The sequence below is a fragment of the Pelagibacterium sp. genome (genome assembly GCF_048264985.1).
Classification (GTDB): Bacteria; Pseudomonadota; Alphaproteobacteria; order Rhizobiales; family Devosiaceae; genus Pelagibacterium.
Window position 1 is genome coordinate 1,200,227 of record NZ_JBLXCL010000001.1, and the last position, 21,193, is coordinate 1,221,419.

The following is a 21,193-nucleotide window of genomic DNA, read 5'->3' on the forward strand; positions in this document are numbered from 1 at the left end:
GAGTGACGCTATGCGGATAGATGCACATCAGCACTTTTGGAACTATTCCCGCGACGCCAGCGATTACGGTTGGATGGGGCCGGAGATGAGCGTCTTGCATAGTGACTTTGGCCCCCCTGAACTTGCGCCGTTGCTGTCTGAAATAGATTTTTCCGGTTCCGTGGCCGTACAAGCGCGTGCGCGCGAAGCTGAAAACGACGCGCTTTTGCAACTCTCCGACGATCATGAAATTGTAAAAGCCGTGGTCGGTTGGCTCGATCTTTGCGATCCGGCGGTGGAGGCCCGGATTGAGCACTATGCCGAGCATCAGGCTTTCAAGGGCGTTCGCATGCTCATCCATGATCACCCCGATCCAGAATTTGCCAACTCAGAGCCGCATAGACGCGGGGTTGGTTTGTTGAACAAATATGGGTTGAGTTACGACCTCCTGCTCAAGCCGCCGCATTTGACAGCAGCGACAAGGCTCGTTGACACGCTTCCCGATACACGATTTGTCGTCGATCACATCGCCAAACCGCGTCTTGCCCAGGGTTGGGACGAAGAGTGGGCTGCAGGGATCTCGGCAATTGCCGAGCGGGACCATGTTTGCTGCAAGCTTTCAGGCATGGTTACCGAGGCCCATTGGGATCGCTGGCGGGACGTGCCGTACACAAACTACCTCGATTTCGTTATCGAGAAATTTGGCGCCGAGCGCTTGATGATCGGATCCGATTGGCCGGTGGCTTTGTGCGCGGCCGACTATCATGCCGCGATGAACATCGTCATTGAATGGGCGAGCAAACTGTCGTCCCACGAGGCGGAAGCCATACTGGGGCGCACCTGCCAGAGCTTTTATCGGATCGAACACCCATGAAAACGTCTTTCGACTTGCCACGCTTCGGGTTCGGTGGCGCCGGCCTTGGAAACCTTTCGCGCGAGGTCAGCGATGCCGAAGCGCAAGAAACGCTGCGGGCGGCCTGGGACAACGGCCTGCGCTACTACGATACCTCGCCCCTCTATGGTTTCGGCCTGAGCGAACTGCGCACGGGCCAGTTTCTGCGCAATCAGCCCCGCGCGGACTATGTGCTGTCCACCAAGGTCGGGCGTTACATGATCCCGCCGCGCGGCCAGGACTATGATCGCGGCATGTGGACGGCGCCGCTCGAATTGATGCCGGTGCTCGACTATTCTTATGACGCTACGATGCGCTCGCTTGAGCAGTCTCACGCCCGCCTTGGTCTGGCCGACATCGACATCGTCTATATTCACGACGTCGATAGGCGCAACCTTGGAGTTGATTTCGCCCGCCATTACCGCTCCGCAATCGAGGGCGCTTACAAAGCGCTGGACCAGTTGCGCAGTGAGGGGGTTGTCAAGGCAATTGGTATCGGGGTCAATGAATCCGATGTGGCTGCCGACTTCATGGCCGAGGCCGACCTTGATCTCGTCATGCTCGCTGGGCGCTATACTCTCATAGAACAGCCAGCACTCGCCGATTGCCTGCCATTGGCGGAAAAAAAGGGAGTTGGAATCGTCAATGTTGGCGTGTTCAACTCGGGAGTGCTGGCCAAGGGTGTGTCCGGCGCAACTTATGATTATGGCGTGGTGCCTCAGCATGTGATCGACAAGGTTAGAGCGGTCCAGTCGATTTGCGACAGCTTCGGAGTCAGCCTGCCGGCCGCGGCAGCCCAGTTTTCGCTGGGACATCCAGCAATTGCATCCGTAGTATTTGGAATGACGCGGCCCCACACAGTCAAGCAAACGCTCGGCTATCTTGGCGAAGACATACCAACGGCCTTCTGGCAGGGACTCGTGGATGCCGGCATCGTCGACGCCGCTGTGCCCTTGCCGGGCGGATCAAACACTTCGAAAGCCCTTACATGACTGACCCCCAAAACCATCCCGCACTGGTGTTGAGTGCTGATGACAATGTCGCGGTTATGCTCGACAACGTGCCGGCCAAATCTGAAGTTCAGCCGGGCCTTGTTTGCACTCAGCGCATTTCCCGGGGCCATAAGGTTTCTTTAGCGCCAATTGCTGAAGGCGAGCCTGTCCGCAAGTTCGGACAGATTATCGGCTTTGCGACAAAGCCTATTGCCGCTGGCGAATGGGTTCATGAGCACAATTGCGGCATGGGGGCAGAGGCCGGTGCGTTCGCGCGGGACTATGATTTCGGGGCCGCCGTGACACCAGTCGATTTTGTCCCGCAAGCCGAGCGAGCGACGTTTCAGGGCTTTCGTCGCTCGAACGGCAAAGTCGGTACCCGCAACTACATCGGCATCCTTACCTCGGTAAACTGTTCGGCCACAGTGGCCCGTTACATCGCCGAGGCTGTCGAGAAGACTGGCATGCTCGATGACTATCCGACCATTGATGGGATTGTGTCCTTTGTTCATTCCACGGGCTGCGGAATGTCGGGAAAAGGGGAGGGGTTCGATATTCTTTCGCGCACCCAGTGGGGGTATGCCGCCAATCCCAACCTCGGTGCGGTACTGATGGTCGGGCTGGGCTGCGAGGTTTTCCAGATTGGGCGCATGAAGCGGATGTATAACATCGCCGAGGACGAAACCTTTCAGACGCTTACGATCCAAGGCGAGGGCGGAACCCGAAAGGCGATCGAGCAGGGAATTGAACGCGTACGGGCAATGTTGCCCATCGCCGCTAGCGCCCGGCGCGAAACCATTCCTGCCTCTGAACTGATCCTTGCGCTCCAGTGCGGCGGATCAGATGGATATTCGGGCATAACGGCAAATCCTGCGCTGGGCGTGGCCGTAGACATGCTCGTCCGTCAGGGCGGAACCGCAATTCTTTCCGAGACATCCGAGATTTATGGTGCGGAACACCTGCTCACGCGCCGTGCAGCCGACCGCGCTATAGGCGAAAAGCTCATCGACCGTATCCACTGGTGGGAAGATTATTGCGAACGCAATGGTGGGGAGATGAACAACAATCCTTCGCCAGGCAACAAGGCTGGTGGGCTGACCACAATCCTGGAAAAGTCACTGGGTGCTGCAGCTAAGGCAGGTACTACGCCACTCACCGCCGTGTACGAATATGCCGAACCAGTGACCAACCGGGGCTTCGTCTTTATGGACACACCTGGCTTCGATCCGGTCTCTGCAACGGGCCAGGTCGCTGGTGGCGCCAATGTTCTGTGCTTTACCACTGGCCGTGGTTCGGCCTTCGGCTGCAAGCCTGTCCCGTCGATCAAGCTGGCGACGAACTCGGAACTCTATGCCCGCATGGAAGAGGACATGGACATCAACTGCGGCGACATCCTCGAAGGCACGACGCTGGAGCACAAGGGCGCTGAAATTTTCCGGCACATTCTTGATGTCGCTTCGGGCAATACGACAAAGTCAGAGGATTTGGGGTATGGCGACAACGAATTTGCCCCCTGGCAGGTCGGTGCGGTCATGTGATGCAACGTCAATTCCTGCTGGAAGACTTGGCAATTGGTTCGAGTTTCGCTCCGGCGCACAGAGAATAGGCGTTCTTGCTGCTGCTCCTGATCTCGGCTCAACATTTGGAGCACTTGCCAGCTTGGTCGGAACCGGCCAGTCTGGGCCGGTCGAGGGTTTGAGGAGCTAGAACGGTGAGGACTGCGAAGATGCTGAGGTTTATTGCAACCGCCATGTTGGCGACGACAGTCATGGTTGGAGCGGTTCACGCTGAAACGTTTCGCTGGTCCGCGACCACCGATCCACAAACCATGGATCCCCACGCTGCCAACCTCGCTCCCGTCACTTCATTCCTGAACAACATCTACGAAGGACTTGTCCGTCGCGGCGAAAACATGGCCATCGAGCCTTCGCTTGCGACAAGCTGGGAGCCGCTTGAAGGAGAAGATGGATGGCGCTTTTATCTGCGTGAAGGCGTGAAATTTCACGACGGAGCCGATTTTACTGCAGATGATGTGTTGTTTTCTTATCAACGCGGCATCTCCGAGCAATCGGACGTCCGTTCATGGTTCGCGCCGGTCGCCGAAGTGCGCGTGATCGATGATTATACAATCGACATCGTCCTCAGCGCGCCAAATCCCATATTCCCCGACTCCATCGCCAACTGGATGATCATGGATCGTGGTTGGGCGGAGGCCAATGGCTCCACAGCGCCAGCGCGAGACGAGCAGACGGCAGCAACACTTGAAACCAACGGCACCGGTCCCTTTATCCTGTCGTCGCGCGAGCCCGGCGTCCAGACGCGCCTCGTTGACAACCCTGATTGGTGGGACACCGCAGAACACAACGTAACCGAAGCGATACTCAACCCGATTACGTCATCGGCCACAGCAATCGCTGCCTTGGTATCGGGTGAAATCGACATGCTCGCCTCTGTCCCGGTTCGGGACGTCGAGCGGTTGCGTGAGAGTGGTCAAATCACCGTTTTCGAAGGCCTTGAAGCCAGAGTGATCATGATGGGGTTCGGCCACAACCAGAACGAACTGTATGGGGGCGACGGTACTTTGGAAGGCAACCCGTTCCAGGACATCGCTGTGCGTGAAGCCGTCGCACACGCCATCGACGTCGACGCCATCGATCAAGTGCTCATGAACGGATTGGCCGAACCTGCAAGTCAGCTTCAACCTGCGGGGCTCTCTGGATACAGCCAATCTCACGCCGAGCGGCCAGCTTACGATCCTGAACTGGCCATGCAGTTGCTGGAAGATGCTGGATACGCCGATGGCTTTAGCTTCAACCTCAAATGCACGAACGATCGATACCTCAACGATGCAGAGGTTTGCCAGGCCATTGTTTCGATGCTGGCCCAAATCGGACTCGAAGCACAATTGGAGACTATTCCCGTTGCGAACTATTGGCCTGAGCTGCGCGAAGGCAATTACGATATGTTTTTGCTCGGATGGTCTCCAGGTACATTTGATGCCGAGCACCCGATCCGGTTTCTCGCGCATACGCCCACCGACACGTTGGGAACCTGGAATTTTGGCGGATATTCCAATGCGCGCGTCGATGAGCTTCTACCTCAAATTCAATCTGAGCTAGATCCCGCAATCCGTCAGTCGATGCTCGATGAAGTCGCCGGCATTTTGCAGGACGAAGTCGCCTATGTGCCGCTCTATGAAGAACCCCTGGTCTGGGCGGCGCGCGAGGGTATCGACCTCGTCCAGCGTCCGGACAACTTCTTTATGCTGCGTTGGGTGACGGTAGACCAGTAGAGCGGCCAGTGCGGCTCGCGGAATCACGTGTTGTTTCAAAACGGCTCTGATCGCAGACCGACGTTCATGGCACTCAAGCGCGTTTCGGGCCGTAAAGCGTGGCGGATTCGCAAGAAACTAGCGAACAACGTGTGATAACTCTGCAGGTAGAATTTATAGAGTTGATTTAGCATCCTTTGCTGGTGCAAAGGGAAATGCGCGAGAGTCCATTTTCCCTCAGCAATCCGATTTTTAGTATGCGCCCCTGATGTATTCATATTTTTTCCGCCGCCTCAGCATGATGGCGGTCACGCTCTTCGCCATCATCACGCTGACCTTTTTTCTGATGCATGCGGTCCCTGGAGGGCCGTTTGTCTCAGAGCGCATGCTTGCGCCCGAAATCGCCGCGGCACTCAATGCCAAATACGGCCTAGACCTTCCGATCTGGCAGCAATATTTCAATTATCTCGGTCGTATTCTCACCTTTGATCTTGGCCCATCGTTCAAATATCCCGGTGTCTCGATCAACTCAATGATCGCAGCTGGCCTTCCGGTTACGTTGCGAACTGGGCTGTTGGCAGTGATTTGCGTTGTCGCTCTCGGCGTGCCTCTTGGCATTGTCGCGGCGCTCAACCGTAACCGCTGGCCGGATACGACGGTTATGTTTATTGCGACTCTTGGGGTCGCTATTCCGTCCTATGTCATTGCGACAGTCTCGCTTTATGTCTTTGCATTGCGGTTGGGTTGGGTGCCGACATTCGGACTCGATGATTGGCGTGGCTATTTTTTGCCGGTATTTGCCCTCTCTGGATTCTGGATCTCGTTCGTTTCGCGCCTTACGCGGTCGTCACTGCTCGAAACCCTGGATCAGGATTTCATGACGACTGCCCGTGCAAAGGGCCTTCGCCCGGGCCAGATCCTATTCAAGCACGGCTTGCGCAACTCGCTCTTGCCGGTGGTCACTGTCCTCGGTCCGGTCGTTGCCAACCTCGTCACCGGCTCGTTTGTCATCGAGCAAATATTTGCTCTGCCCGGGATCGGTCGACAGTTCGTGCTCTCAATAACCAATCGTGACTACACAGCCATTATGGGCATAACCATTTTCTATGCCGCGATCCTCATGGTGATGATCCTGATCGTCGATCTCCTTTATGTCTGGCTGGACCCGCGTATCAAGCTTACCAAGGCCCCGGCATGACCAATATACCGCCTCAGATGTGGGACAAACTCCCACCCGGTGCCACGACCTCTGCACCGCCACCGCCAGCGCCAACCTATGGCCAGGAGGTGCGCCGCCGCTTGTGGGCCAATAAACCGGCCGTGGTGAGTATTGTCTTCATCATCGCCTTGGTGATCGCTGCCTTTTTCGGCCCGATGTTTTCGCCGCACACCTATTTCAAGCAAGAGCTTAAACTCGCCAACATCCCACCGTTTTTCGAGACCTACTCGGTCACCGATAGTGCTGGCGATACGACGCGTTTTTTCCTCAACGCTTCCAATTTCAATCTCTATCAGGTCGACGACGACGGTCAGGTGCTCGGCCTGCTCCGCGGCGGGCGAAAGGATATTCTCAAGAAGAGCCAGCCTTACGAATTTGGAGATCAGGCGCTGACCCTGGACTACTCCAGCTTGCCGGCTCGGGTCATGCTTGAAGATGGAACCGAGCTGCGTCCTTCGGGCTGGAAATGGAACCGCACTTATCTTTTCGGCACTGATCAGCTCGGGCGCGACATTCTTGTGCGACAGCTCTATGGCGCTCAGATTTCCCTTACTGTTGCCTTTGTCGCGACGTTAGTGAACTTCTTCATTGGGGTCTTTTACGGCGGAATTGCCGGCTATATTGGCGGCAGGGTAGATGCCGTCATGATGCGTTTCGTCGAGATCATCTCCACAATTCCGCTGACGCTTTACGTCGTCTTGTTGATGGTGGTCTTCGATTCCGGCCTGCTGTCCATCATCATCGCCATCGGTTCGGTGTTTTGGGTCGACATGGCCCGTATCGTTCGTGGACAAATCCTGGGCCTGAAATCGCAAGATTATGTTGCTGCAGCGCGAACAATGGGCGCTTCGCCAGCCCGTATTCTCACCAAACATCTACTGCCAAACTCCATTGGCCCCATAATCGTCACCCTCACCATGCTGATCCCTTCCGCTATCTTCATCGAAAGCTTCATGAGCTTCATCGGGCTTGGTGTGACGCCGCCTCTCGCCTCATGGGGGTCGCTCACATCCGAAGCGGTGGAAACCTTGCGGGCCTACCCGCACCAGCTATTTTTCCCCGCGGCTGCTATCTCGCTCACCATGTTCGCCTTTAACTTTCTGGGCGACGGTCTGCGCGATGCGCTTGATCCAAAGATGCGCGGATGACCCAACCCATTCTTTCAGTGCGCGATCTCGCCACATCCTTCTTTACCCGCCGCGGCGAAGTGCAAGCGGTTCGTGGTGTCAGCTTTGACGTGCACCCCGGAGAAATTCTGGGCCTGGTCGGCGAAAGTGGCTCTGGCAAGTCCATAACCTGCATGTCGGTGCTTCGCCTGCTCAAGGCCGGCGGTCGCATTAAGTCCGGTTCTGCAAGCTTTGAGGGGACCGATCTTCTTGCGCTTGACGAAGCCGCGCTTTCCGATCTGCGCGGCAATCGCATTGGCGTCATTTTTCAGGACCCCATGACCTCGCTCAATCCCACGCTGACAGTGGGCGAGCAGGTTATGGAAAGCATTCGCCGTCATCGCAAGGCCAGCCGAGCGCAGGCCCGCGCCCGTGCCATTGAGCTGTTTGAACTGGTGCGCATACCTTCGGCTGCCGAGCGGCTCAATTCGTATCCGCACGAATTTTCCGGCGGAATGCGGCAACGCGTTATGATTGCCATGGCGCTCGCTTGCGACCCACAATTGCTGATTGCCGACGAGCCGACCACGGCGCTCGATGTCACCATCCAGCGACAAATCCTTTCTCTGCTCAAAGATCTACAGCGGCGTCTCGGCATGTCGGTCATCCTCATCACACATGATTTGGGGGTCATTGCTGAAGTGACCGACCGCGTGCTGGTCCTTTATGGTGGACTTGTCATGGAGACCGGCCCGGTGCGCGATATTTTCGCCCGTCCGGCTCATCCCTACACAGTGGGCTTGCTTGGTGCAGTGCCTGACCTGCGCGATGATACGCACCGCCGACTGACGCCAATTCCCGGAAGTCCGCCAAATATGCTTCTCCCGCCGCCGGGATGCCCATTCGCGCCGCGGTGTCCATTTGCCATGGCGCAATGTACAGAAGCCTTGCCGCCGCTGTTTGGAGGAGGACATCAATCCCGCTGCTGGCTTCAGCATCCCGAAGCGCCTAAAGTTGAAGCGATTAACGAGGTGGTGGCATGACCCAACCCCTGCTTGAGCTTCGCGACCTGCACAAACATTTTCGGCTGCCTGCCGGCCCCTTTGCAACAAAGCCGGTGCTGCGTGCGGTGGATGGTGTCGACTTGACGCTGCACAAGGGCGAGACGCTTGGGCTGGTCGGAGAATCCGGCTGCGGCAAGTCGACATTGGCGCGTACGGTCATCCGCCTGCACGACCCCACCTCGGGCAGCATTGTTTTTGACGGGCAGGACGTTGGATCGGTTGCCGATCGCAGGCTCGGAAGCTTCCGCCGCCGCGTGCAGATGATTTTTCAAGATCCCTATGCAAGCCTGAACCCGCGCATGAGTGTAGGGGATCTTGTCGTAGAGCCGCTGGTCATTGCTGGTGTTGGCACCCCCGCCGATCGCCGCAAGAAGGTCGCCGATCTTCTGGATCGCGTGGGTTTGCCATCGGATTCCGGGCAGCGTTTTGCTCATGAGTTTTCGGGTGGGCAACGGCAGCGCATCGGTATAGCGCGTGCTATCGCACTGGAACCCGATCTGGTCATCTGTGACGAGCCTATCTCGGCGCTCGATGTTTCCGTTCAGGCCCAGGTGGTCAACATGCTTGAGGATTTGCAAGCAGACCTCAATCTGACTTATCTTTTTATCACTCACGATCTTTCGATGGTCCGGCACATCTCGGATCGTATCGGCGTGATGTATCTGGGCAGGATCGTGGAGCTCGCAACCAGTGCTGATCTCTACCACCGTCCATCGCACCCCTACACGCGCGCTTTGCTCTCGGCCATTCCAGTGCCCGATCCCGAAGCCGCGCGCGTTAACGAGCCGATGCAGGGAGAAATCCCGACGGCGATCAACATCCCTTCCGGCTGCCGCTTCCGTACCCGCTGCCCGCTTGCTACCGAACTGTGTGCCCGGGTGGAGCCGCCGCTAAAAGAGCTTGGCAACGGACATCTGTCCGCTTGCCATTTTGCCGAAGAGTTGGCCGCACAAGCCAACCCCAACACGGCACCACAACAGGAGTGAACGTAATGAACAAACTGGTCTTGCCGCTTATGACGGCAGCCCTGCTTGCCTCGACCGGAGGTGCGTGGGCAGCAGGAGAACTGACCTATGTGGTCAACAACGAAAGTGCTCAGTACGATCCGGGTACGACCGCCGAAACCTTTGCTGCGCCAATCATTGGCAACACGTTTGAAGGGCTTGTGCGCCTGAGCGCAGAAGGGGAGGTCCTGCCGGCTCTGGCCGATGCGTGGGAAATCTCCGAGGACGGTCTGACCTACACATTCACCCTCCGCGATGCGAATTGGAGTGATGGTGAGCCGGTCAAGGCTTCTGACTTCGTCTATGCCTGGCAGCGTGTTCTCGACCCTGCGACCGGCGCCATGAATTCGCAGATGCTTTACCACATTGTTGGTGCTGAAGAAGCATATGGCGGTGCGGATCCCGAAGCCATCGCCATTTCGGCCCCCGATGACAAGACGCTGACCTTCACGCTCAAGCAGCGCGTGCCCTATATGCTTCAGCTTCTAAACTATCCAGCGTTTTACCCGGTCCGTGAAGACATCGTCTCGGCTGATCCCGATGGCTGGACCCGCAACCCCGACACGTTCATCGGTACCGGTCCCTTCCGTGTTACCGAGTTTAACCAGGGCGAGTCGGTAGTGTTCGAAAAGAACCCCAACTATTATGCCGCCGATGAAGTCAGTCTCGACAAGTTGACCTTCCGCCTGATCCCCGATCCGGCAACGGCGCTTGCCGCTATGGAGGCAGGCGACGTCGATGGCATCGAATCTGTTCCGGCTCCTGAAATTCCCCGCCTTTCGGTTGAATCCGACGCTTTCATGATCGTGCCTGCGCTTGGAACGACCTATGCGTTCTTCAATCCGGGCCAGGCGCCTTTGGACAATCTTCATGTCCGCAAAGCTCTCTCTATGGCTATCGATCGCTCGGAGATTATTGAGTTTGTGTTGCAGTCGGCCGACACACCGGCACTTGGACTTGTCCCGCCGGGCATGAGCCTTGCCGGCGAGGACTATACCGATGGCCGGCCCAGTTTCGGCCTTTCGGAAACAGCCGATGTTGAAGGTGCCCAGGCCGAGCTGGCGGAAGCCGGCTATCCGAACGGAGAGGGCTTCCCTGAAACCCTTTATGTGACCTATTCATCGCCACCGATCGAGAAGCTGCTCGAAGCCATCCAGCAGATGTGGAAGGAAAACCTCAACATCGACGTCGCTATTCAGGCGACTGAGTGGCAGGTGTTCTACCCTGAAGTGCAGAAGGTCGAGTACCAGGTTGCCCAGATGGGTTGGGGGGCCGATTATCCGCACCCGATGACCTTCCTCGACAATTTTGTCACCGGAAGCGCCAACAACCTCAACAATTGGTCCAACGACGATTACGACGCCGCCATTGCTGCTGCCAAGGCGGCCACGGACGAGGCGGAGTCGCGCGACGCGATGCGTGAGGCGGAAGAAATCCTCATGGAAGACCACGTCATCCTGCCGCAGTATCATCGTTACAACTACATGATGATGAGCCCGGAAGTGACCGGCTTCTGGCGTTCGCCGCTCAACGTCCCGTATTTCCGTGACGCTGAAATCAACGAATAGAGATCTATGGCTCCCGCCTGCGGGCGGGAGCATCCTCCTGTTTAAGAAAGCCGCAAGTGACTGTTCCTGTCCTGATCGAAACCGAACTTGGCTCTTTTACCGTCGATGTCGACGAGTCGAGTGCCCCACTCACTGCCAGGAACTTCCTGGACTATGTCGATGGGCGACATCTGGATGGTGCATCGGCGTACCGGATCGTCACACTGGCCAACCAACCCGCCGAAACCGTACATAAGATCGAAGTCGTCCAGTGGGGAATACAGAGCTCCGAAGAACAACCTGCGCCGTTTCCCAACATCGCCCATGAGACCACCGAACAGACCGGCCTGCGTCATAAGCACATGACCATTTCCATGGCACGGCTGGCACCGGGTTCGGCAGGATCAGAGTTCTTCATCTGTATTGGCGATCAACCTGAACTGGACTTTGGTGGCCAGCGCAACCCCGACGGCCAGGGCTTCGCCGCATTTGGCACCGTTGTGCAGGGCCAAGACACTGTCTTGTCGATCTTCGCAAGGGCCGAGGCGAGCGAGTATCCAGCAACGCCAATCAAGTTCTCACGATGCACGCGGGTACAACCTGCTTGACCTCGCGACGATGGTTCGGATCGCTGCAGAGAAGCACTGAAGTTTATAGGCAATTTCCGACCCGCACATCGCCAGCAGATCCTGACATCGGGCGATGTGCCGTTGCCTCCGGCCTAGCGGCTTATAAGCCTGGCTGAAGATTTCGCTAAGAGGCGGACGTTGGAAGATACGGGCCAAGTCCATCAGCAATGCCTTGGAAGGATAGGGCAGGGGCTATGGCGGCCGTCAGGCTTCATGACCATCGGCATAAGTAGGTAGAGCCCGGTTGTGCCAACCGTTTGGGAGATGTCCTATTCAATCTGCTCAAGCGTGTCGAAAATGTAATTCAACAGTGTCCAGGAAACTCGGGGCTATCCAATGGCTCAAGCGGTATCGGCGCGATTGAATTTCGTTCCGGCTAACGGGGCAAAATGCGACTGGCAGCGCCCCAGTTCCAGCGGTTTGACCTGGAATAGCCGCTTCTGGAATGTTGCCAATCTGCTGTGCGACAATTGAGGTAACGAGTTCCTGGCTATCCGCTCTATAGCGAAATCGATGCGCAGCAAGGCTTCGGGGTAGGGGACCGGCAAATCCCTCATTTTGCGTCTTCATCCCCTTCGAACGAACGGGGACAGATGAGCCGGTCCGGCATAGCGTTCAGAGCGAACCTGATTGTATCGCGGCGACTCCAAGCCACTTGCTTCGAGAACATACACATAAAGAATAATGCCGTTGCACTGGCTCTCTTGTCTGGCCATTCGCCATTCTCTGCCTCTGGCGCCGATGATGTGATGATCGTGAATGACGGCGAACGCCTTGTGGGTCAGATCAATGGCGTCGAAGATCCGACCTGATTGCAGCCTGGCCGCAATCGCGCAATTTGGGGCTTTTGGTAAGGCCACCGACGCGAAGCCAATGACAATGTCGACCTGCAAACGCCGACCGAAAAGACCCGTAAGAAAGGCGGTTTCTCGATCACGGTAGCCCGGAATTTCTGGCGCGTGGGCGGCAGAATGCAAAGTTACCTCGGCGCGGCGACATGACGATGTCCTTGCTGGTCAAGTTCCAAAGCCCGACTTCGGCACTGTAATGCTCATCTTCGAAGTCAACCAGAACAGGACGCGCGCGATAGCAAAACCGCAGGTGACCATGAGCCGGTGATCTTGATGTCGCCTGCACCAGCCAGCGCCGCTGCTGCGGTGCACCGACCATTCGTGGTTCGGACCACGTTCCGGAGAGGAAACAGATCATGCTTGGCTATCTTTCAACCAATTTCACAACATCGGCGTTGAGCGCAGCGCTTGCAGCGTGCCTTTTGACCATGCCCGCTTCGGCGCAAGAGGCCGATGAAATGGTTTTCTGCGAGTACCAGCCCGATCTGGAAGAACTCGTTGGGGAATATGCGTTCAGGGCTGGGCCGAGTACTCTGGTGTCACGCGATGGCAGCGTCGTCCTTCCCGATGTGCAGAGCGGCCAGGTATCCGTTTTCATGCTTGACGGCAGTCTTGTTCTGGTCGGCGATGGCAGGGAACTCGAATTGGATCCCATATCCATCGATTATCCGAACGTGGAGATGTATGACGATTTTGGAGGTGTGCCGGTCCTGGCCGCCGAGGATATCGGAATTATCCTCGGTTGCGACGAAACGACCCTGCTCAGGCTCGCGGGAGACGGTTTCTTCACCTCGCAGGAAGGTATTCAGGCTCCTTTTCGGGCCTATCTGTTTGCTGCGGCCGAGGGGACGCTGACCGGGCGGGTGACCTGGACCTACGGCGGCATGACGATGCTACAGAACTTCGTCCTGGACAAAATCGGTGACTGACCGCCGCGCGATGTTTCTCAGGCAATGGATCTCGCACGCTTGCGCTGCGCGTTAGGGTCTGTCCAATCGTCGGGAAGCCTGAGGGTAAAAATCGATCCGATACCGGCTTGGCTGGAAAATTCGAGTGCGCCGCCCAGCAATTGCGCAAGCTGGTGCGAAGTCGAGAGTCCTACACCGGTTCCTGGCACGCCCTGAGCGGTGCTGGCGCGGAAAAAGCGCCTGAAGAGCTTGACCTGCTCGTCATGGGGCACCCCGATCCCATAATCCTCGACTGCGAAGCGGATCTCCCGACTTTCGGTTGTCACACTCACAGATACGGACTCGGTTTTCGGGGAGTATTTGACGGCGTTGGAAACAAGGTTGGCCAGGATCTGTTCGGCGAGAACCGGGTCCGTGGTCAGATATGGCGGGACGTTTTCCCCTATGCTCACGCGTATCGAGCGACCGGGTGTTTGCGCCAGCTGGCGCGCTTTGACCCGTTCGACAAGCTCATCGATCGTGCACCGAGACGGCATAGCGGTGACCTGTCCCGCGTCTAGCCTGACGACGTCGAGCGTGGCGTCGAGCAGGCTGGTCAGTCCCTTGATTTCGACGCGAACGTGGTTTGCCCTTTGGTCGATCTCATCGCGCGGCATGGCATCGCCGCTGCGCAGCACACGCTGCATTGCCGAGTCGATCACCGCGAGGGGCGTTCGGAACTGATGCGAGACCAGAGCCACAAAGCCGCGGTAAAGTTCCGTAGTCTCGCGTTCGATCGACAGGAAATGTCCAACGCGCTGGCGCTCGGCCATGGCGCGCAGCAATGTAAACGAGAGAAGGATTCCCAGGACAATAATCGCCACGATTGAAATGATGACCTGGTTGATGGCAGCGCGCTGGCGGTCCATACGTGCGCCGGTGGCCTCCCATTGCTGAACCATGGATTGGTTGCCAGCGCGCCCCAGGCCCTCGATCAATGGAGCCAGGGCTTCGTGAATGGCGACAGCCGTTTCGGTGTCGCCCAAGGACAGCCCAAGTATGAACGGTTCAAGCGCCCTTGTCTCTCGGACCGCGGCTCCAATTTCATCTTCAAGACCCAACTCTCGCATATAGCGCAGTTGGGGCCCCTCCGAGAGCAGGGCTAGCCTGCTCAGCACCACATTGTAACGCCTTGCGACCTCTGCGTCGGCTTGAGGGATGCTTGACTGGCGGGAAACGGCGGAATCGAGCAGCAGCGCCGCCGACTGGGTTCTTGATATCGCCCAGAGCATGTTGTCGCCTTGGCTTTCGCGCATTTCCGCTTCGGTCTCGGCCAGCCTGACCAAGGCAAACGCGAGAAGGATGGCAAACGCGACGATAGCAACCCCGGCCACTGCATAGGCCACGCGGTCGCGCCGCCGGTTCATTTCACATCCAGCTCAAGAAGTTGCCAGACCCACCGATAGTCATAGCGGATGTCCTGCAACTGGGCATGGTCGTCGCGCGGATAGACGATCCAGAGTGGCCCCTTGTCGCTGGGCAGAAGGCGTTCGCCATCCATGTGAGTTGCGACGAGAACGTCGAATTGCTCGAAATCTTCCATCGGAATGTTGATGACATAATCGTTGAGCGCAGTGGCCCGGACCACCTCTCCCTTGGCCCCGACACTGCTGAGGAGATCGCGCATTAGAAAGCCGTCGAACCGTTTTGTGCCATCTGTCACTACAGTGCTCGTTTGAAGAACGGCTGGCGGGAGAGCGGCGAGCATGGCCAGGTCAAAAACCGCCATGTCATCGCGATTTGTTCTGGATAAATTGCCGGTCATCTTGAGGACAATCTCGCCCTCGGGTGCGGTCAGTGTTTGGTCTTGCGCCCAGGCTGACGAGGGGGCCAAGGAAAACACACATATAGTGCATGCTGCCCGCAGTATCGCCAGCGCCGCTTGTCTTACCGGTGCTGTCAAGGCTGGCCGGTTGTTGTGATAGATATCGGCAAGAGTATTGTGCACCATCGAGCCGCGCTCTGTTTCCTCAATGAATTTACATCAGAAAACCAGACATATGGCCTTGTGTCCACGTAAGGGTGTTGAAGGGGCGCTTTCGATGCGCCCCTTACATGGGATCAGGCCGGCTCGGTTGCCGGGGCACTCGCTCGAGGCGGCTGATAATTTTGCGCCTTTTCCTTGATCGTCCTGAATTTGCGCGACAGGTTTTCGAGCTTTGCTTCCCATGCCGGATCAGGAGCCTGTCCTTGGATGGTCCTGAAATAGACCTCCATCATGCAGGTGATCGCGAAGGGTTCAAGCAGCGCCGCTTTGACGGCCCATGCAAACAGCAGTGCGAAGACGACGCCCCCCGCCGACCAGGCGCCGGGAATGAGGTAAACGGCCAGTGCTGCCGGCGCCAGCATCACAAGGAAAACGAGGAAGGAAAGCCCATAGACGATAAGGGCGAGCCACGCTGCATTTTTGAGCATGGGTTTGTAATTCTGGGCATAAAGGACCAGCCCAGTCTGGGCAGAGGCCCAGGCATTGGTGGAACCGGTGCGAATGGTGTAGGCGAGGATGACTTCATCGATAAAGCCGACAGCGATCCTCAGAAATGCCTGAAGGACCGAGACCAGTTGCTGCGCACCCGGGATGGGCAGGATGCTTACAATGCCACGGACCAGTCCGGTGATGGCGCGCAGCACGCCTTTGATGAGTTGATCCACCCCGAAAAGCACGCTTGCTTGTGTAAACCGTTGCGAGACCTCTTGCCGGGCGTAGGTGATCTGTAAGCGGCCTTCTGGCATCTGTTCCCCGTCAAGAAGCTTGATCAATACGGCGATGTGACCTGCCTTGACGATATAGAGGATATATTCGCGCAGCAGGTACATGACCGCAGCCGTGAGGCCGAAGCCGATAAGACCACCCCAAAAGGTTGTGCCGGCCCTGAACCCTTCGTCGCCGAAGCCGCCAATGCCCCAGCCGATGCCAGCCCCGGTACCAGTCGCCAGAACATAAGCGACCGCCACGCCGAAATAGACAGCAACGCGCAGCAATACAAAAGGCAGCGTCCTGAGCATCAGCCCCAAGGCGCGACCGACCGAGAAATCCCACATGGGCTCTGACTCCGCTTTCAGTTTGATTCAGGTCTCACCCTAGTGTGACGAAGACGGATCGTCCCCGTTCGTTTGCAGGGGGAGCAAGGGTTGGAATTGGACTAGAGTTGGTGTGAACTGATTTTGGGCATGATCCTGTGCCGGAAGAGAGGCTATCGCAATTGATCGAATCCACGAGCAAGGCGAAAAAAGCCATCTTGTGCGTCGAAGATGAGGATCACTTGCGGCAGGACCTCATCGAGGAGCTGTCGGCAGCGGGGTATGCTGCTTGTGGAGCATCCGACGGGCGCGCGGCCCTGGCCGTGCTCGATTCAAAAAAGCCTGACCTCATCCTGTGCGATATTTCGATGCCGCACCTCGATGGATTTACGTTTCTTGATACGGTTCGTGCCAATCGCCCCGATCTGGCGGACGTACCGCTGGTCTTTCTGACGGCGCTCGACGAACGCCAATCGGTCATAGCCGGAAAGCTGGCCGGTGCGGACGACTATCTGGTCAAACCCATCGACTATGATCTCTTGCTCGCCACGATAAAGGCCCGCCTTGGGCAGGTCGAACGCATGGACCAAAAGGCCGAGCGCGATATTGTGGCGTTGCGCAAGGCTTTGAGCAGTCCGGCAGCGGAGCGGCGGTCGGGAATCGAGCGTATCCTCGATATGTTGTCGTTCGGGGTGGTCGTCGCATCTCGGTCCCGGATCACCTTCATAAATCGGGCAGCCATGGAGATGGAGGATGCCAACGATAGCCTCATCGTTGGCGGGGCGCTTCGGCCCGGCTCGGCGGTGCTCAATACGGAGCTGAAAGCCCTTGTCGAAAAAGCATGCGCTGCCGCAGCGGGTGGAAAGGACTTTCTTTCGAGCCATTGTGTCTCAAGGCAATCGAGTTCGCAGGACCTTCTGCTGACGGTCTGTTCTCTTCCCGAGCCGCTCGTTTCCGACTCGTCGGAGCATCTCGCCGTCCTCTTCATCTCCGACCCCACGCGCCGGCCGGACGTCTCCAACGTAGTGCTGTCCGACCTTTTCGGATTGACGCCAACCGAGGCGGAAGTTGCCCGGGCACTGGCTGGCGGACGTCGGACCGACGAGATAGGGCGGGACATGGGGATATCTGCGACCACTGTGGCGTTTCATCTGCGGAACCTGTTTGCCAAGACAGGGACCCACCGGCAAGCCGATCTGGTTGCACTGATCCTTACCGGCCTCGCTTCGATCGGCCCGGCTCAGGCGGTGGTGGGCAAAGCATCCGTATATTAAGGGCGCCAATGCAACATCGCTGCAACTGCGGTGGTGATTGTCACTCCGTTGTCGATAGCGGTGGAAGTTGCCGCAGCCGCGATAAGGTTATGCCGGATCTCCAGTGCCGTCAGCATCGTGTTCGACAAATGACGGCTTAACCTGACTGGTGTGTCAGCGAATTGCCAGAACATTGAATGCAAGGGCAGCGGATCTGCTGGCACCGATCTCGGACTTCCAGCCGCTCAGGCCTTATGGCCCAAAACATCGACAATATGTTGCTTGGCCCGATGTTCGGCGAACTTGTGCCGGATGACGACATCTGACTGCTCTAGTGTCATTCCAGCCTCTTCCATTACTGCAAGCGTTCGAACACTATCGAGCGCAAGCAAAAAGCATAGTGGCCAGACAATCCGCTCGTTCTTGGGCAGAGGTTGGGTTGCAAATTCAGCAACTTGCGGAGAGTTTGGCTGGGGAACCTGGACCCTACCTATTGATCGATACATATAACGATTTCAAAGGGTTATCAAGATCGGCGGTCAAAAAAGTGGACCAAAGTGGATCACCTTTTTGGGCCATTCTATAAGAGCAACGAATCGGCTACTTTCTTGTCAACTCGCGCCCTTTGCGGAATTCTTGCTAGCCAAAGCAGAACAATCCCATTGGAAAACCGCGAGTCCCATTCCGGTCCGTTCAAGACCTGCGGAGGATACCGCGGCCTTTCTTGTCGGGTAGCCGGACGGCGATGGGACGTGCAGATGGTGGAGGCTTACACCGGAAGCGCACTGATGATCCGTCCAACGGCAGGTTAATCCGTTATGACGGCGCGTTTCACGCAACCTTACGGTTCCGTGGCCACGGACTGAGGGCTTTCGACATGAAACCCAAAGTCACGATAGAAGTGAAGATAAATATCGCGGCCTGCCTATTTGGTATCGCAGCGATTTTGTCGGTCATTTTATGACCAGGAGCCGGGCTAGTCCCGGCTTTTTTCATTTAGGCGGCGCCAACTGGAATCGAGTAAACTTCTCGCAAATTCCTTGGGGGAGTTGAACTTGAAAGATCAAGCGAACGATAGGCGCAGCCCGATAATTTGGATTGCGCTCGTAACCACCGCAGTGCTTCTTTTTGTGTTTGGATGGTTACTCAGCGGCACCGATACCTGCCCGGAGGGATGGTGGTTTTGGCACCGGCTGAACTGCCTTGAGCCTAACGAACTGGGCGACACGTTCGCCGGTGCGTTCGCGCCCGTTGCGTTTGTTTGGTTGGTTGCCGCTGTTCTGTTGCAGCGAAATGAGTTAGCGGCCCAGCGGCAGGAACTGCGAGAAAGTCGCGCCGTGGCCGCACAACAAGTCGAAGAAGCCCGACGCAACGTGAGTTTCATCGAGGCGCAGACCACCTTGCTCGAAGAAGGTCGGCGGCTTGAAGACACACGGGCCAACGATGCGCAATTTCTCGAAATGGTCGACATCTTCAATCGGTCCTTTCGGTGGTGTGATGGAAAATTCGAAATATGGCAAATAGGGGAGACGAAAGCTGCCATGCGGAAGAGCCGAGAAGCGCTAGCCATAACGCATTCGGTAGAAATCGATTGGGTCGAACAGGCAAAAAAGAACATTGAGGCGCTGAGCTATTTGAATTTTAGCATTGTGGTTCTTGGCATGAAACATGATCGATTTGAGTATAAAGGTTTAGGGCACTTGGAACGTGCAATCGAGCTATTGGGGGGGCTTGATAACAAACATCATGGCTTATCTGAGCCAATGCAGGCAAAGGCCGTCTATATGGCGATAGATACGAGCTATAAGGAAGCACTGGAAATATTGGAGGTTTTAAAGGCACAGGGTAGTTCTGCTAGTCTTATGGAAGACCTTGACGATTAAATCTTCAATTATGGGATTCACATTCTGTTCTCGTTCAGGCATATTGCGGTAACATAATACCGCAATAGCTGAGATGAACCCGTTTGCCGAATCCCCTCGACCGTTTCAAGCGTCTCTTCGAGCGCAAAAGCTACACGCTTACCGATCCCGATTTCCCGCTCAGCATTTTCGGCATCACGCATTCGGCCAGCGGCGTTCCCGTTACCGCTGCCAACGCCATGCGCGTTCCCGCTGTTGCCGCTGCCGTCGAACTGATCGCCACGGCCATCGGCACACTACCGGCAAAGGTGGTCTATAAGCTCACGAATTCTCATGAGGTGCTGAAGCTCAACAGCGACGATCTGCCGGGCGTAATATGTAGCGCCACGCCGCTTGAGGTTAGAGCCGGATGCCATGCAATTTCTCCTTCCCTTAGTCTATAGCGAGGCCACTTATGGAGATGCACATTTCGCAAGAAAGTGGATCACCAAAGTGGATCAGTGATAGGCCGCGAAACCCTTGGAAACCCTGGAGTTTTAGCGATATCAATGACTTAGGAAGGATTGGCTGGGGAACCTGGATTCGAACCAGGACTAACGGAGTCAGAGTCCGTGGGTCTACCGTTAACCTATTCCCCAGCAGAGGCGGGCTTGCCGCTTACATCGCTTCGACGAAGGGCCGAAGGAAGTGGCGCTTGTTTAGCGGCACACGATGGCGATTTCAAGCCCGCAATTTCACTTCTTTGTCACAACGGTCCCACCAAATAGATGGGTGCGTTATTCGCCTAGTGGGTCACAGGTGCGCGCCAGGCGATGGCGCGGCTCGGATTGTAGCAACCCAGTGCCACTTTGTTGGAGTAATTGCCCGAAACGATTTGGACCTGGCCGTTGCCGCAATCGCCGACAACGACGCCAACATGGTTCGACATCACCATGATCGAGCCGATTTCGCCAGCGTTGGCCTGTTCGCCGTAATTGGCAAAGTCGCGTGCCTTGTTCGAGCCGGTCGGAAGCAGGCCACTGCGGGCCAGCACCGTGTCGAGATAGCACGCGCACCAGCGTCCCGGACAGCCGGAAGGTCGAACGCTACCGAGTTCACTGAGCATAACGTTTATAACGGTCTGGGGGTCCCGGGCATTGGCCGGGGTGGCGATGGTCGAGGCGGCGCAGAAAGCAAGCAAAAGCGAAAAGACAATACGCATCACTTTAGATTTGTCCTTGGCTGATCCCGGCCAGTAGTTGCCAGCGCACTGGCATGGCCGGTCGGTGTTGTGGTTAAGTCATCGGCAGAGCATTCGCATGAATAGCGGGCGCGCCAACGCGGGATTATTTCCGCAACAGGACAGGGACATTGCATCGTGTCGATGCGTGGACCGTGCTCAATTGCGGCCCCCTCCCGTGAGGCCGGCATAAACTGGAGTTTTGTGGCGATATCTGGGCGACGGTGCATGTGACGGCAGACATATGGCAATCGTTGCGTTGCGCGTCATGATGCACTACCCTCAATCCGAAACTGAAATGATCTGCCTCGGGCGCCTTCCATTCGAGCCATTGCGG

At 56.9% G+C, this 21,193-nt stretch carries 19 protein-coding genes and 1 tRNA gene; 14 read left to right on the forward strand and 6 right to left on the reverse strand.

Annotated elements, in window-relative coordinates; genetic code table 11:
- Positions 1–10: 10 nt before the first annotated feature.
- The 10 genes from ACN0TA_RS05905 (at position 11) to ACN0TA_RS05950 (ending at position 11,682) form a co-directional block, all read left to right on the forward strand.
- A complete protein-coding gene (locus tag ACN0TA_RS05905) occupies positions 11–853 on the forward strand; it encodes an amidohydrolase family protein (RefSeq protein ID WP_417580767.1) in 843 nt (280 codons plus the stop codon).
- Positions 850–1,863 (forward strand): aldo/keto reductase, encoded by a 1,014-nt coding sequence (locus ACN0TA_RS05910; RefSeq protein WP_417580769.1) that lies wholly within the window; start codon positions 850–852, stop codon positions 1,861–1,863. Before ACN0TA_RS05905 ends, ACN0TA_RS05910 begins: the two co-directional genes overlap by 4 nt.
- Positions 1,860–3,401 (forward strand): UxaA family hydrolase, encoded by a 1,542-nt coding sequence (locus ACN0TA_RS05915; RefSeq protein WP_417580772.1) that lies wholly within the window; start codon positions 1,860–1,862, stop codon positions 3,399–3,401. Before ACN0TA_RS05910 ends, ACN0TA_RS05915 begins: the two co-directional genes overlap by 4 nt.
- Positions 3,402–3,589: 188 nt before the next feature.
- Positions 3,590–5,155, forward strand: coding sequence for an ABC transporter substrate-binding protein (locus ACN0TA_RS05920; protein ID WP_417580774.1), 1,566 nt, complete (start codon positions 3,590–3,592; stop codon positions 5,153–5,155).
- A 247-nt stretch (positions 5,156–5,402) separates the two neighbouring features.
- Positions 5,403–6,332, forward strand: coding sequence for an ABC transporter permease (locus ACN0TA_RS05925; RefSeq protein ID WP_417580776.1), 930 nt, complete (start codon positions 5,403–5,405; stop codon positions 6,330–6,332).
- Complete coding sequence (locus ACN0TA_RS05930; RefSeq protein WP_417580778.1) at positions 6,329–7,501, forward strand: ABC transporter permease; 1,173 nt, start codon at positions 6,329–6,331, stop codon at positions 7,499–7,501. The genes ACN0TA_RS05925 and ACN0TA_RS05930 overlap by 4 nt, the downstream gene beginning before the upstream one ends.
- The gene (locus tag ACN0TA_RS05935) at positions 7,498–8,502 is read left to right on the forward strand and encodes an ABC transporter ATP-binding protein (RefSeq protein ID WP_417580780.1); all 1,005 of its coding nucleotides are present in this window, start codon (positions 7,498–7,500) and stop codon (positions 8,500–8,502) included. The genes ACN0TA_RS05930 and ACN0TA_RS05935 overlap by 4 nt, the downstream gene beginning before the upstream one ends.
- Positions 8,499–9,509 carry an ABC transporter ATP-binding protein gene (locus ACN0TA_RS05940; protein WP_417580782.1) on the forward strand — a complete coding sequence of 337 codons (1,011 nt, stop codon included), beginning with the start codon at positions 8,499–8,501 and terminating at the stop codon, positions 9,507–9,509. Before ACN0TA_RS05935 ends, ACN0TA_RS05940 begins: the two co-directional genes overlap by 4 nt.
- Before the next feature lie 5 nt (positions 9,510–9,514).
- Entirely contained in the window at positions 9,515–11,095 is a 1,581-nt protein-coding gene (locus ACN0TA_RS05945) for a peptide ABC transporter substrate-binding protein (RefSeq protein ID WP_417580784.1), read from the forward strand.
- A gap of 56 nt (positions 11,096–11,151) precedes the next feature.
- The gene (locus tag ACN0TA_RS05950; protein WP_417580786.1) at positions 11,152–11,682 is read left to right on the forward strand and encodes a peptidylprolyl isomerase; all 531 of its coding nucleotides are present in this window, start codon (positions 11,152–11,154) and stop codon (positions 11,680–11,682) included.
- Positions 11,683–12,269: 587 nt separating this feature from the next.
- On the opposite strand, the gene ACN0TA_RS05955 is transcribed toward ACN0TA_RS05950, so the two are convergent.
- Positions 12,270–12,596: a hypothetical protein gene (locus tag ACN0TA_RS05955; RefSeq protein WP_417580788.1), complete on the reverse strand. Its 327-nt coding sequence runs from the start codon at positions 12,594–12,596 to the stop codon at positions 12,270–12,272.
- Positions 12,597–12,910: 314 nt separating this feature from the next.
- Here ACN0TA_RS05955 and ACN0TA_RS05960 point away from each other — a divergent pair, with 314 nt between their 5' ends.
- The gene (locus ACN0TA_RS05960; protein WP_417580790.1) at positions 12,911–13,483 is read left to right on the forward strand and encodes a hypothetical protein; all 573 of its coding nucleotides are present in this window, start codon (positions 12,911–12,913) and stop codon (positions 13,481–13,483) included.
- A 17-nt stretch (positions 13,484–13,500) separates the two neighbouring features.
- Here ACN0TA_RS05960 and ACN0TA_RS05965 read toward each other — a convergent pair whose 3' ends face one another.
- The 3 genes from ACN0TA_RS05965 to ACN0TA_RS05975 form a co-directional block, all read right to left on the reverse strand.
- The gene (locus ACN0TA_RS05965) at positions 13,501–14,868 is read right to left on the reverse strand and encodes a sensor histidine kinase (RefSeq protein WP_417580792.1); all 1,368 of its coding nucleotides are present in this window, start codon (positions 14,866–14,868) and stop codon (positions 13,501–13,503) included.
- Complete coding sequence (locus ACN0TA_RS05970) at positions 14,865–15,452, reverse strand: molybdopterin-dependent oxidoreductase (protein ID WP_417580794.1); 588 nt, start codon at positions 15,450–15,452, stop codon at positions 14,865–14,867. The genes ACN0TA_RS05965 and ACN0TA_RS05970 overlap by 4 nt, the downstream gene beginning before the upstream one ends.
- Before the next feature lie 110 nt (positions 15,453–15,562).
- Entirely contained in the window at positions 15,563–16,543 is a 981-nt protein-coding gene (locus tag ACN0TA_RS05975; RefSeq protein WP_417580796.1) for a hypothetical protein, read from the reverse strand.
- 161 nt (positions 16,544–16,704) lie between these two features.
- Here ACN0TA_RS05975 and ACN0TA_RS05980 point away from each other — a divergent pair, with 161 nt between their 5' ends.
- The 3 genes from ACN0TA_RS05980 to ACN0TA_RS05990 all read left to right on the forward strand — a co-directional run bounded on the left by ACN0TA_RS05980 (position 16,705) and on the right by ACN0TA_RS05990 (position 20,080).
- A complete protein-coding gene (locus tag ACN0TA_RS05980; RefSeq protein WP_417580798.1) occupies positions 16,705–17,796 on the forward strand; it encodes a response regulator in 1,092 nt (363 codons plus the stop codon).
- Between the two features lie 1,034 nt (positions 17,797–18,830).
- Positions 18,831–19,658 (forward strand): hypothetical protein, encoded by an 828-nt coding sequence (locus ACN0TA_RS05985; protein ID WP_417580800.1) that lies wholly within the window; start codon positions 18,831–18,833, stop codon positions 19,656–19,658.
- Positions 19,659–19,741: 83 nt separating this feature from the next.
- A complete protein-coding gene (locus tag ACN0TA_RS05990) occupies positions 19,742–20,080 on the forward strand; it encodes a hypothetical protein (protein ID WP_417580802.1) in 339 nt (112 codons plus the stop codon).
- 121 nt (positions 20,081–20,201) lie between these two features.
- On the opposite strand, the gene ACN0TA_RS05995 is transcribed toward ACN0TA_RS05990, so the two are convergent.
- Both ACN0TA_RS05995 and ACN0TA_RS06000 read right to left on the reverse strand, forming a co-directional pair.
- Positions 20,202–20,275: transfer RNA gene (locus ACN0TA_RS05995), tRNA-Gln, on the reverse strand.
- A 146-nt stretch (positions 20,276–20,421) separates the two neighbouring features.
- Positions 20,422–20,838 (reverse strand): hypothetical protein, encoded by a 417-nt coding sequence (locus ACN0TA_RS06000; protein ID WP_417580804.1) that lies wholly within the window; start codon positions 20,836–20,838, stop codon positions 20,422–20,424.
- Positions 20,839–21,193 lie beyond the last annotated feature (355 nt).

Bases quoted from the DNA above. Each gene is read 5' to 3' on its own strand.
- ACN0TA_RS05905 (WP_417580767.1), top strand. From the start codon at position 11: ATGCGGATAGATGCACATCAGCACTTTTGGAACTATTCCCGCGACGCC.
- ACN0TA_RS05910 (WP_417580769.1), top strand. From the start codon at position 850: ATGAAAACGTCTTTCGACTTGCCACGCTTCGGGTTCGGTGGCGCCGGC.
- ACN0TA_RS05915 (WP_417580772.1), top strand. From the start codon at position 1,860: ATGACTGACCCCCAAAACCATCCCGCACTGGTGTTGAGTGCTGATGAC.
- ACN0TA_RS05920 (WP_417580774.1), top strand. From the start codon at position 3,590: ATGCTGAGGTTTATTGCAACCGCCATGTTGGCGACGACAGTCATGGTT.
- ACN0TA_RS05925 (WP_417580776.1), top strand. From the start codon at position 5,403: ATGTATTCATATTTTTTCCGCCGCCTCAGCATGATGGCGGTCACGCTC.
- ACN0TA_RS05930 (WP_417580778.1), top strand. From the start codon at position 6,329: ATGACCAATATACCGCCTCAGATGTGGGACAAACTCCCACCCGGTGCC.
- ACN0TA_RS05935 (WP_417580780.1), top strand. From the start codon at position 7,498: ATGACCCAACCCATTCTTTCAGTGCGCGATCTCGCCACATCCTTCTTT.
- ACN0TA_RS05940 (WP_417580782.1), top strand. From the start codon at position 8,499: ATGACCCAACCCCTGCTTGAGCTTCGCGACCTGCACAAACATTTTCGG.
- ACN0TA_RS05945 (WP_417580784.1), top strand. From the start codon at position 9,515: ATGAACAAACTGGTCTTGCCGCTTATGACGGCAGCCCTGCTTGCCTCG.
- ACN0TA_RS05960 (WP_417580790.1), top strand. From the start codon at position 12,911: ATGCTTGGCTATCTTTCAACCAATTTCACAACATCGGCGTTGAGCGCA.
- ACN0TA_RS05965 (WP_417580792.1), bottom strand. From the start codon at position 14,868: ATGAACCGGCGGCGCGACCGCGTGGCCTATGCAGTGGCCGGGGTTGCT.
- ACN0TA_RS05970 (WP_417580794.1), bottom strand. From the start codon at position 15,452: ATGGTGCACAATACTCTTGCCGATATCTATCACAACAACCGGCCAGCC.
- ACN0TA_RS05975 (WP_417580796.1), bottom strand. From the start codon at position 16,543: ATGTGGGATTTCTCGGTCGGTCGCGCCTTGGGGCTGATGCTCAGGACG.
- ACN0TA_RS06000 (WP_417580804.1), bottom strand. From the start codon at position 20,838: ATGCGTATTGTCTTTTCGCTTTTGCTTGCTTTCTGCGCCGCCTCGACC.